The sequence below is a fragment of the Proteus sp. G2674 genome (assembly GCF_009915195.1).
GTDB classification, from domain to species: Bacteria; Pseudomonadota; Gammaproteobacteria; order Enterobacterales; family Enterobacteriaceae; genus Proteus; species Proteus mirabilis.
In genome coordinates this window covers 121,943-133,438 of the sequence record NZ_JAABLS010000012.1, presented here as the reverse complement: position 1 = coordinate 133,438, position 11,496 = coordinate 121,943, and the positions used below count along the sequence as shown (strand labels likewise).

Genomic DNA, 11,496 nt, shown 5'->3' with positions numbered 1-11,496 from the left:
ATACTGAAAAGTATCCCTTGATAACAACTTAATTTATTAATCCATGGTGACTTTTTTCGCATTCCAGACCAGCGTAGCTAAGATCATGGACACGATGGCAGAACCAATCCAGAAATACTGTACCGTTGTGAAATCATAGTGAGTGATATCACCGACTTGCGTGACTTTAATCAGCGAGGCAGAAACAAGCTCTTGAGCAGATGCGGCAATATAAGCAAAAAGTCCGATAAAGCCTTTTACTGCACCTACTGCGTTTTTTGGCATCAGATCGCAAGCCGTTAAGCCCGCTAAGAACACCACCAGTCCGCCCATAGCAAAGCCAATCATACTTAATGCAATGGCATCCATAACACGGCTTTGTGGTCCCCAGAACATGAGGGCGAAACCGGCAATATTGGCGATACCATAAATAAGTGTTGGGATATGACGATTGGCATTAAATAGTTTGTCAGAGGCCATACCGGCTAAGATGGCGCCAAAGAAGCCCGCAATAGGGTAAGTTGACATAGCAAAGCCAGCATCAATCAGTGAATAGCCTTTTGAGCCTTGCAGATAAAGTACCGCCCATGAACTGATTGCGTAGCGTGAGATATACATAGCAGCGCAAGCTGCAGCGATGATCCATACGGTAGGTTGTTTTAGGACAAATAATTGAGCACGGCGAGTTTCTTTTGGATCACTTGATTTAACGGCTTCTGACTCTTCACCATACGCACTAGCAGGATCAGGTAGACCATAAGTACGAGGACGATCTTTTAAGATCATCAGTAAGATGATACCTGCTGCAATACCCGCGATACCTGCACCGATAAAACCGGCACGCCAGCCAAAGAAACTCACTATGGTCGCAGTTAATATCCAAGTGATTGCTTCACCGATATTACGTGAGCCACCCCAGATAGAATAGACTGTACCGCGCTGTTTCGGAGAAAACCATTGGAAAATAGACACACAAGAAGGGGCAGATCCTACCGATTGGAACCAACCATTAATTCCCCACAATAAGATGAAGAATAGGCTCGCAGTCGACATTCCCATAAAGATACAAACAAAAGAGGACGCAATCAGCGAGATGGACATAAAGCGGCCAATATTGGCATAATCCGACAAGAAGCCATTGGAAAACTTACCAAAGGCATAGGTAAAGAAGAACGCCGACCCCATTAAACCCAGTTCTGCAGTGGTCACAATACCGGCATCTAGCATCGGCTTTTTAACGACACCAAGTGCCATACGTACCACATAGAACATGGCATAACCTAGTACTAGCCCAAGAAAAACCTGCCACTGATATTTTTTATATATTGAGCGGATCTTTTCATTGGACGCTTCGATTAGCGGCAGATCCTTTCTGGTTTTAAAGAAACTTAACATAGAGATGACTCCGAATATTATTCATGCCTGAAGCTGATTTTGTTTTTCAGGGCAGATGCTATTCATTTAGGCCATCAGAGGGCAAAAGCGCTAATTTGAGTCAGAGCTGACACATTCTGCTGAATCGGTGAGTCAAATTTGTAACATTGCTATTAGGTGTTGGACTAAAAATGAGTGAATATATCGTCGTATCATCATCGAAAATGGGTCATTAAGGACTCATTCACTGAAAATAATAAATATTGCTAAATATCAGAAATTTGATGCTCAACACATTTTTAGGTTTATTCAACACAAAATCAGGGGGTATGTCATGAGAATAAAAATAATCTTTAGCCTCATACTATTATTTAGTTGGCTGTTTATCACTCCAGCAAAAAGTGATGAGCAGCCATTGGTTATACTGACGACACTTTCAGATACACCCATGCGACCACTTACCGAAGCTTTTAGTGCTCGTTATCCTGAAACTAAGGTACAAGTGGTTTATCGGCGTGTTGCGATCGCTACACGGATGATGAAGCAGTATCCTACGCAACCTGTTGATATAGTGATGTCCTCTTCGGCTAATTTTTTTCATCATTTAGATAGAGAAGGACTACTCGCGCGCTTACCGATTAACTATGAAACACCAAAATGGCTAACTCGTCATAGTGATATCTTAAATGACAAAATAACCACGGTGGGTTATTCAGGTATTGGGATCATGAGTAACAGACAATACTTGCAAAAGTTAGGTATTCCGGCACCTAAAAGTTGGATTGATTTAAGTGATCCGATTTACCAAGGGCACTTAACTATGACGACACCAGCCAACTCTGGCACGATGCAACTGATGGTTGAAAATGTGCTGCAAGAATATGGTTGGGAGCGCGGATGGCAAATTTTACTAGAAACCAGTGGTAACCTTTCTTCGATATCGGCACGTAGTTCACGAGTGAGTGACGCTATTGCCAGAGGTATTGTGGGGGCGGGGCCTATTATTGATAATTACGCTTTTAACCACCAAAAACGCTTTGATTTTGTTGATTTTAGTTATTTTGATAAATCAATTATTTTACCTGCTTATGTCGCTATTGTGGCTGAAAGCAGTAAAAGAGATACTGCGGCCAAATTTATCGCCTTTCTTTTATCGGATGAAGGACAAGAGATTATCTATAAAAGTGACATGGCGAAGATCCCCCTCAGCAAAGAAATTTTACGTAATAATGATGAACTTGCTAATAATACTGAGTTTATTTTAAACAGTAATGAAGCCTATCGCCGTAGCGAAGTGGTCAATGTTCTTTTTGATCAAATGATCACCCATAATTTTCCATTAATGCGCCAAGTTTGGAATGAGATCCACGAGGCAGAAAAACAACAAAATCGATCACCAGAACGGATCGCGGCAACCAGTCAAGCCCGAAAAATAGCCAGTTCAGTGCTAATTAGCGAAAAAGAAGCCAATTCACCGACATTACAAGCCTTATTTATGAAAGAAGCCGATCAGCGGGAATATTCAGATCAAGCGTTAGCCGTATTGTACCAATGGCGTACATTAGAAGCGGAAAAACTTGAACAAGCATTAGTTTTATTGAAAGAAACTAAATCTCCCTAACCGCCTTGTGGTTCAGATATACAGTTGAAAATACTGTTTTTTTGAAAGGTATGATGGATGCAGATATTAATGCCTAAGCAATCGGGCAAACTCGGTAGACGCCTTTATTTGGCGTTTATCTTTAGTTCGTTACTCACTTTATTGATTGGTGGGGTGATATTTTTTATGTGGGGAAAATTAGCCACTCAAATCAATGCGTCTGTTGGTGACTCCTTACCTATGTTAACCACCAGCTATAATATGGAGCGTTACAGCACTAATTTACAGATGCTATTAAAAGAGCGTGAACAAACACAACGTAAATCAGTTTCAGAACAACAAAAACAGCAGATTTATCAACTATTAGATAATCTGCGCGAGTTTCCGATTGAGCAACAATCACAACGCACTTTTTATAATCAATTAGTGGATGACTTATCAAACTTAATCGAGCAGCAAGATATTTTATTAGATAAACGTCGTGAACTCGAAAATAGGTTAGCACAGCTTTTAGGTCAATTGGCTTGGATGCATGATGCGGTAGGTGAAGATATTAAGCCTCTACTTAATGAAATTGAGTGGCATGTCAGCCAAATGCTTAATGAAAAAAATGTACAGGAAAATAGCTTACAACTGCTTTTAGAATCAACGTTACTTCAAGAGTTATTCACTACAGAAAATGAATTAATTAGCTTAGTGGAAGAAATTGCACATCAACGCTATAGCCGTGATATTGATGTCGCCTTTCACTATATAAGTGTCAAAATTGATGAAATTATCGCTTTAAATCAAAAACTAAAAAGCTATCCTTCTACCATTGCTCATCGCCAAGTATTGCAAGAAATTATTGCGATCACTCGTTTTGACGGTGATATCTATCAAACATTGATTGATGATGTCGAAACCGAAAAAAAACTTAAAGCACTTACCCCTAAATTAAATGAAAAATTATCTCAGTTTGATAATGCAGTAAGAAGTAATGTGCTTGCCACCAGTGAAGCATTGAATAAGCTCAATGATAATACGCGACAACTGATGGCAACGGGAAAAATTGTCATTATCTTAATTGTCGTTGCTTCACTATTGCTCAGCATTATTGTCATGAAAATCTTAATAGATAGGCGACTGATTGCTAGATTAAATAAGTTGAGTGATGATCTCGCCCATGTTGCTAAAGGTCATTTAACAGAGCCTGTATTAATTGAAGGGCAAGATGAAATTGGATTATTAAGTCGCCGTTTGCGACGCTTTTGGCGTCAAATGAAAGAAGTTGAAGCCACGAATGCCCTGAATCTGATTAATAATACCGATGCCAGTTTAATTACTTGTCATCATGATGGACGTATGGAAACCGTCAATCCCAGTGCTGCTACTTTATTAGGTATTGGTCATGAACAGAGCAATAAACCATTATGGTTATTATTTAGTGGTGAAGCCAATACGATATTAAGAGCGCAGTTTAGTCCCACAAGTCCGCTTTATTTGTTTGGGCAAAGTGAGTCTATTGTGAGCATGGTAAAACAAGGAAAGCCTCATTTTCTGCAATTTAATATTCGCGAATATCCTCATAAAGACGAGCATAAATATATTGTGACTATCACGGATATTACTCGCCAAGAATTAAGTCGATTAGAATTAAAACATCTTGTGGCATTAAAAACCCAAGATTTACAAGAAAAGAACCAACAATTAAATGAAGAGATTGTGCGTCGTGAACAAGCACAAAAACACTTAATTCAGACACAAGAAGAGTTAGTGCAAGCGGCCAAAATGGCAGTAGTAGGACAGGCAATGACCAGTCTTGCTCATGAATTAAATCAACCGCTTTCAGCTATTAATACCTACTTATATAGCGTTAAATTAACACTACAGATGAAGAAATATGACCAACTCCCTGATCCCATTGAGCGTATTGAAAAATTATGTGCTCGTATGAATAGGATCATTACGGCATTACGTAATTTTTCTAAAAAATCCTCATCTGAAGTCAGTTATGTTTCAGCGCCGTTACAAGGGCTGGTGGAAAGTGCCATGGTATTAGTGGAATCGCGCTCTAAACGAGAGCAGTGCACCATTATCAATAATATCCCCAGTGAACTGAATATTTGTGCCGATCCAACACAAATAGAGCAGGTCTTAGTTAACCTGTTTGTTAATGCAATGGATGCGGTCGCAGGAATGGGCGAAAGTCAGATCAGCGTCGACCTATTATCGGATGAAGCTAAATATCAACGAGTGGCCATTACCGATAGTGGCAAAGGATTTAATGCTGATGTTTTACCAAAATTATTCACCCCTTTTACCACCACCAAAGATGTTGGGCTAGGGTTAGGGCTATCGATTTGCCGTTCTATTATGCAACGGTTTGGTTATGAAATTTACTTAGCATCGGCATTAAATGGCGGTGCGATGGTTGTTTTGGAGTTTACTCATGACACAGTCACTGCTGTCTGATATTGATGTACTATTAATTGATGATGATGAGGATATTCTCGAATCTTATCGTCATTTGCTTAATCTTGCCGGAATGGTTGCCAGAGTGACTGATTCGCCAGAAAAAGCATTGAGTCTGCTGACACCAGAATATGAAGGTGCGGTAGTGTTAGATATTTACATGCCTGCGATGAATGGCATGGAAGTCTTAGCGCGTATTCAACAAATTGATCCTCGTATTCCGGTGATTATGATCACCGGCCACGGTGATATACCCCTTGCTGTAGAGGCCGTTAAAAAAGGCGCTTATGATTTTATTGAAAAGCCCATTAATCCACCGCTATTTTTAGAGTTAGTTGCTAAAGCGCATAAAGAGCGAAAATCACTTCTTTCACTTAGAAAAACGATGATCACCACCACTCAAGAGCGTTTAGTTGGCGATAGTGCACAAATTACCGCCATTAGACAGCAAGTACAGCAAATTGCTGATATTGATAAAGACTTAATGATTGAAGGTGAGATGGGGACAGGGCGACATCTACTCGCTCAGTTATTACATGAATTAAGTCCTCACAGCGATAAAGCGGTGACTACGGTAGATTGTCAAAATTTAGTAGATATTAAGCCACTGATTGCTCAAATAGAGCAAGAGGAAGTCGGTACACTGATTTTACGCTCCCCTTATGATTTACCTTCTGGTGCACAACGTTGGTTAAGTGCTTACCTATTAGATATGGAAAGGCAGGGTAAGCGTCAATTTAGAACGATCGCGATTTTAGAAAATAATACCCAGCAATTGGTCACTGAAGGGCGATTGATACCTGAGTTCTATTACTACTTTTCGCAAATAACTTTTTCTTTGCCACTATTAAGCGCAAGACGCCCGGATATTATTCCTCTATTTAGAGCTTTTTTACGGCAAAGTGCTCAGCGGCTTGGGATCGCCGTACCAAAAATTGATCGTAATTATCTCGATATATTAAAACGTTATGATTGGCCTGGAAACATTCGTGAGCTACGGAATGTCGCTGAACTCTATGCTGTTGGTATTGTGAAAATGGTTGATAGTGAGCAACATCGAGCCATTATCCCCCCTGAAGGGCCTTTAGATAACTTAGTTGATGATTATGAGCGTCGCTTAATTGAAGATGCACTCTATTTATTTGCTGGCCGTGTGAGCGATGTGGCTGATTATTTAGGTATCCCACGTAAAAAACTCTATTTACGCATGAAAAAGCATGAACTGGATAAAGAGAGTTATAAACCTAAGGTTTGATATGATTATTTAATACAATTATTATTTACAAGGTAAACAATAAAGAAACGTTAATAACGTTTCTTTATTATTATAAATTAAATGTTGCTTTTATATAATAAACTTAATTGAGTCATCAATGGATTATCTTATATAGATAAATTAATATATTTATACAATACACTTAATCACTTTATCAACGAGAGATTATCTTAAATAGATAGGAATATATATTTATATTTCAGAATTAGATTATCTAAAGAAAATAAAATAAAAAACGTTACATAAGTATCTTTTTGCTAAATAACTTGTAATTCTTTCTTTTTTGATTTTTAAAACTAAAAATTTTATTTTTTTTGATTTATTTGTTGAGATTTATTTGCTTTTGTAATTTTGAATCCTAATCTACTCTTTTTAGGTGTTTGTAGTTATTTAGCTTTTTTTTTAATATAAAAAATTTATATTTTTTTTTGCATGGTTTTTTTATCTAATATTTATCTTTTATTGATTGGTTAATAATAAATTATTGTTTAGGTGAAAATAGGACGTCTTATTCAGCTTTGACATAATAACAATAGAATGAGATCATTTTAACAAAAGGTAGGTTTTCAAATTATGTTTTTTAAACCTATTTTAGTTTCAATTTCACTTATATTAATAAGTAATAACATAGTACTAAAAAATTATTATGAATATATAAATGGCTTATCAAAATATGACAATCATTTATTGTTTGTATTTTTTTAATATTTAACTATGTAATGATAGTGTTAAATAAAAATATGATTTTATATTTTTATTTATTATTTACTTGGCTTATCTCTAATAAATATCAATAAACTTCATTGAGCGTTAAGGAAAAGATATGAAATTTAATAAATTAGCATTAGGCGTAGCTTTATCTATGATAGTTGTTGCCCCCACTTTTGCAGAAGATCCAGTAGAACCAACAAATCCAACAAATCCAACAAATCCAACAACACAAGCAGAAAGTAGTCAAGGTACCATTCGTTTTACAGGATTTATTAATGATGTTCCTTGCTCTATTGATAACGATAACTTAAACCAAACAGTAAAATTCGGCGAAATCGCATTACATGAACTGACTACCAACAACTTCCGTTCAGATAGTGAGAATTTCGATATCGTATTAAAAAACTGCTCTACAGAAACCTATAAAACAGCAAAAGTTGCTTTTACTGGTTCAACAGTAAGTGGTTTTGAAGGTTATACAGGTGAGTTATTGGGATTAGGAAGCAAAGTTGAGAATGCGGGTATTGTAATTACCGACCGTGGTAATAACCCAATTACCTTTGGTAAAGCATTCCCAACTGACGGTAAAGCATTAAATAATGGTGATGGTGCAAAAACTACCCTTCAATTTTCAGCCTATGTAAAAGGTAATGAAGATGATAATAAGAAAGCAACCACTGGTTCTTTTGATACTGTAGCTAACTTCAAAGTGGTTTATCAGTAATAGATTTATCCATAATTTATGTGGTGCTTATGCACCACATATTGATTAACTGTTGTTTTTATCTTCTATTAAGAGTGCAGGAGATGGTGTGTAAGATGGAATATGAGAAAATAAAAAACAACATAAAGATAATCATTTTACTCTGTTCATCTCTCTCATTACCTATTTTTGCTGAAGATGCTGTCGATTTTAATACCGATTTTTTAACAGATACCGGTGTTGAAAATACGGATTTTTCTAAATTTGCTTATGCTAATTATATTCAACCGGGTAGCTATCTATTAGCTACAGCTGTAAATAAACAAAGAATACAAAACGAAGAATCAATCTTATTTTTTGTGCCAGATTACGATAATAAATTATCACTTCCATGTATTACCACAGAGGTCTACCCATTGTTAGGTTTAAAACCTGAATGGGAAAAGAAAGTCACTTGGCTAACAACAAATAATATGCAGTGTCTTGATTTTCGATCTATTCCAAATATGAGTGCGGTAGGTGATCTTTACACTGGTATGCTTAATATCAGTATTCCACAGGCCTTTATGGAATATCAGGATCCGAATTGGGATCCACCTTCACGTTGGGATGATGGTATAGCTGGAGCATTTATTGATTATAATATGTCCAGTCGTTTAATTCGTAATGAAAGCAATAATAAAAGCACGAAAACAGGTACTAATATTAATGGTGTAATGGGCATTAATATGGGTGCTTGGCGTTTACGTGCTGATTGGCAGGCATCAGGAGGGAACCTAAATCGTAGCGATAGATCTTGGCGTTGGGATCAGATTTATTTGTTTCGTGCTATTCGATCTTTAAGTGCTAAATTGATGTTAGGTGAGCAATATCTAGCATCTGAGTTGTTCGATAGTTTTCGTTATATTGGTGTGTCATTAGAAAGTGATAATGCGATGATCCCTCCCCGCTTACAAGGTTATGCTCCAGAAATAGCTGGGGTTGCTAAGTCTAATGCAACCGTTATTGTTCGCCAAGATGGCCGAATTATTTATCAAAATGATGTCAGTCCTGGCCCATTTCGTATTCAAGATGTGAATGCTTTTGGCGGAGGTACCTTAGATGTTACTATCGAAGAGCAAGACGGTTCTGTGCAAAATTATCAGATGGAAACGTCGCGATTAGGGACACTGACACGACCTGGACAATTTTTATATAAATTTGTTATGGGTAAGCCAACAAAAAATGAGCATGATACTGAAGGACCTGCTTTTTCATTAGGCTCATTTTCATGGGGGGCGATGAATAATACAACGTTGTATGGTGGTTTATTAGCATCAACAGAATATCAAAATATTGCATTAGGCGTGGGGCAAGACTTAGCACCATTTGGCGTATTATCTTTTAATGTTTCAGCTTCCCGTGCTGAAATGGGACACTATTTGGGTGATAAAACCCTTTCGGGCACCTCTTATAATGTCACTTACTCGAAACAATTCGATGAAATTAATAGTCAGATAACTTTTGCAGGATATCGTTTTTCTCAACGCGATTATATGAGTATGTCGCAATTTCTAGATGGGCGTTATCGAGGCGTGGCTATCGATAGTGGGAAAGAATTATATAGTATTATTTTTGGTACGGCATTTCCTGATTATCATATTAATACCTACTTAAATTACTCACGACAAACCTATTGGGATCGTCCGTCAACAAATAATTATAGTATGACTCTTTCTAGTTATTTTGATTGGGCTAATTTTAAAAATGTATCTATTAATTTATCTGCTTATAAAGTGGAATCAGTACAGAATAATGATGAAGGGGTTTATGTTTCATTAGGTATACCTATTGAACGTAATGAAGCGAATGTTAGCTATTCTGGCTCGTTTAATCGTCGAAGTACCAGTAACACAGTCAATTACTATGAGCGATTAGATGAAAAGAGTAATTATAATTTATCCGCAGGAACGTGGGATAGCAATAAAACGAATCTTTCAGGTTTTTATACGCATGATGGTAATTTAGCAAAATTATCTGCAAGTGGAACTTATACAGAAGGGAATCAAAGTGCATTATCTATGCAGTTAATGGGAGGTATAACTCTTACACCTGAAGGTGGAGCGATACATCGTATTTCGACTATGGGAAGTTCTAGAATATTAGTTGATACCAATCATGTTGCAGATATACCAATAAAAACAGGATTAGTACCAGTAGAAACAAATCGCCATGGTAAAGCGGTATTGATGGCTCGACAAAATTATTCTCGTAGTAATATTTCTATTGATATTAACCAATTACCAGAAAAGGCAGATGCGGTTCAATCATCACAATATGCCACTTTAACAGAAGGGGCGATTGGTTATCGTAAATTTAATGTGATTGAAGGTGAGAAGGTGCTTGCCGTCATTACCCGTGTTACCGATCATAGTTTTCCACCTTTTGGTGCGAGTGTTTATAACAAAAATAATATCGAAGTGGGAATGATATCAGATGATGGTTTTGTTTATTTATCAGGGGTTAAAGTGGGAGAGACATTAGGTGTTAAATGGGAAAATGGAATGTGTGAATTTCAATTACCTGAAACACTAGAAAATAATTTAAGCAATACGTTATTGCTTCCTTGTAAATAATTTTAAGTCAACAAGTTATTTTTAATTTTATGGTGAATGATATGAAAAATATAAAAATGCTTAGTGCTGTTGTAATGCTTAGCCTTTTTTCTCAATCAACTTATGCTGCTATTGCATTAGATAGGACACGAGTATTATACAATGAAGGCGAGCGTTCAGTCAGTATGGTGTTAGAAAATGAAAATAAATCTAAACCTTATTTAGCACAATCTTGGCTGGAGAATAGTCAAGATGAAAAAATCAATTCACCTTTTGTTGTTACACCTCCGGTACAACGTATTGAAGCTGGAAATAAAAGTCAGATAAAAATTCAAGCATTACCAGCTATAAAGACATTACCTACAGATAGAGAAAGTATTTACTATCTTAATGTTCGTGAAATACCACCACGTAGCGATTCACCAAATGTTTTACAAATAGCATTACAAACTAAAATAAAAATGTTTTATCGACCTAAAAGTATTGTGGTACCAAATCGTTTAGAAGCAAACCCAATGGAAAAAGATTTTATACTGGAAAAACAAGGTGGCCACTATAATATAAAAAATCCTTCCCCTTATTATCTGACAATAACGAAAGTTAAAAAAAATAATCAAGAAGTAGAGGATTTTGAGGCTATTATGGTCGAACCTTTTGGACAGCATTCTTTAGGAAATAATATTATTGACTTAGGAAAAACAACAAAACTTGAATATATTAATGATTTTGGTGGATTAGTTGAAACCACATTTCAATGTAATGGAAATCGTTGCATAGTTAGTGGTGATAACAAAAAGAGATAAAA

At 36.6% G+C, this 11,496-nt stretch carries 7 protein-coding genes; 6 read left to right on the top strand and 1 reads right to left on the bottom strand.

All coding sequences use genetic code 11. The features are described 5' to 3' along the window. Positions 1-36 precede the first annotated feature (36 nt). Positions 37-1,374: an MFS transporter gene (locus GWI58_RS04235; RefSeq protein ID WP_004245631.1), complete on the bottom strand. Its 1,338-nt coding sequence runs from the start codon at positions 1,372-1,374 to the stop codon at positions 37-39. A 313-nt stretch (positions 1,375-1,687) separates the two neighbouring features. On the opposite strand from GWI58_RS04235, the gene GWI58_RS04230 reads away from it, so the two are divergent. The 6 genes from GWI58_RS04230 (at position 1,688) to GWI58_RS04205 (ending at position 11,494) form a co-directional block, all read left to right on the top strand. Continuing rightward, positions 1,688-2,974, top strand: a complete 1,287-nt coding sequence (locus tag GWI58_RS04230; RefSeq protein ID WP_161768927.1) for an ABC transporter substrate-binding protein — start codon at positions 1,688-1,690, stop codon at positions 2,972-2,974. 69 nt (positions 2,975-3,043) lie between these two features. Next, positions 3,044-5,407: an ATP-binding protein gene (locus GWI58_RS04225; RefSeq protein WP_237611665.1), complete on the top strand. Its 2,364-nt coding sequence runs from the start codon at positions 3,044-3,046 to the stop codon at positions 5,405-5,407. Further along, complete coding sequence (locus tag GWI58_RS04220; RefSeq protein WP_161768925.1) at positions 5,385-6,662, top strand: sigma-54-dependent transcriptional regulator; 1,278 nt, start codon at positions 5,385-5,387, stop codon at positions 6,660-6,662. The genes GWI58_RS04225 and GWI58_RS04220 overlap by 23 nt, the downstream gene beginning before the upstream one ends. Positions 6,663-7,506: 844 nt before the next feature. Beyond that, positions 7,507-8,118 (top strand): fimbrial protein, encoded by a 612-nt coding sequence (locus GWI58_RS04215; protein WP_161768924.1) that lies wholly within the window; start codon positions 7,507-7,509, stop codon positions 8,116-8,118. Between the two features lie 95 nt (positions 8,119-8,213). After that, positions 8,214-10,712 carry a fimbria/pilus outer membrane usher protein gene (locus tag GWI58_RS04210; RefSeq protein WP_161768923.1) on the top strand — a complete coding sequence of 833 codons (2,499 nt, stop codon included), beginning with the start codon at positions 8,214-8,216 and terminating at the stop codon, positions 10,710-10,712. A gap of 41 nt (positions 10,713-10,753) precedes the next feature. Further along, a complete protein-coding gene (locus tag GWI58_RS04205) occupies positions 10,754-11,494 on the top strand; it encodes a fimbrial biogenesis chaperone (RefSeq protein ID WP_161768922.1) in 741 nt (246 codons plus the stop codon). Positions 11,495-11,496: the final 2 nt, after the last annotated feature.

Bases quoted from the DNA above. Each gene is read 5' to 3' on its own strand.
- GWI58_RS04225 (WP_237611665.1), top strand. From the start codon at position 3,044: ATGCCTAAGCAATCGGGCAAACTCGGTAGACGCCTTTATTTGGCGTTT.
- GWI58_RS04235 (WP_004245631.1), bottom strand. From the start codon at position 1,374: ATGTTAAGTTTCTTTAAAACCAGAAAGGATCTGCCGCTAATCGAAGCG.
- GWI58_RS04220 (WP_161768925.1), top strand. From the start codon at position 5,385: ATGACACAGTCACTGCTGTCTGATATTGATGTACTATTAATTGATGAT.
- GWI58_RS04210 (WP_161768923.1), top strand. From the start codon at position 8,214: ATGGAATATGAGAAAATAAAAAACAACATAAAGATAATCATTTTACTC.
- GWI58_RS04230 (WP_161768927.1), top strand. From the start codon at position 1,688: ATGAGAATAAAAATAATCTTTAGCCTCATACTATTATTTAGTTGGCTG.
- GWI58_RS04215 (WP_161768924.1), top strand. From the start codon at position 7,507: ATGAAATTTAATAAATTAGCATTAGGCGTAGCTTTATCTATGATAGTT.
- GWI58_RS04205 (WP_161768922.1), top strand. From the start codon at position 10,754: ATGAAAAATATAAAAATGCTTAGTGCTGTTGTAATGCTTAGCCTTTTT.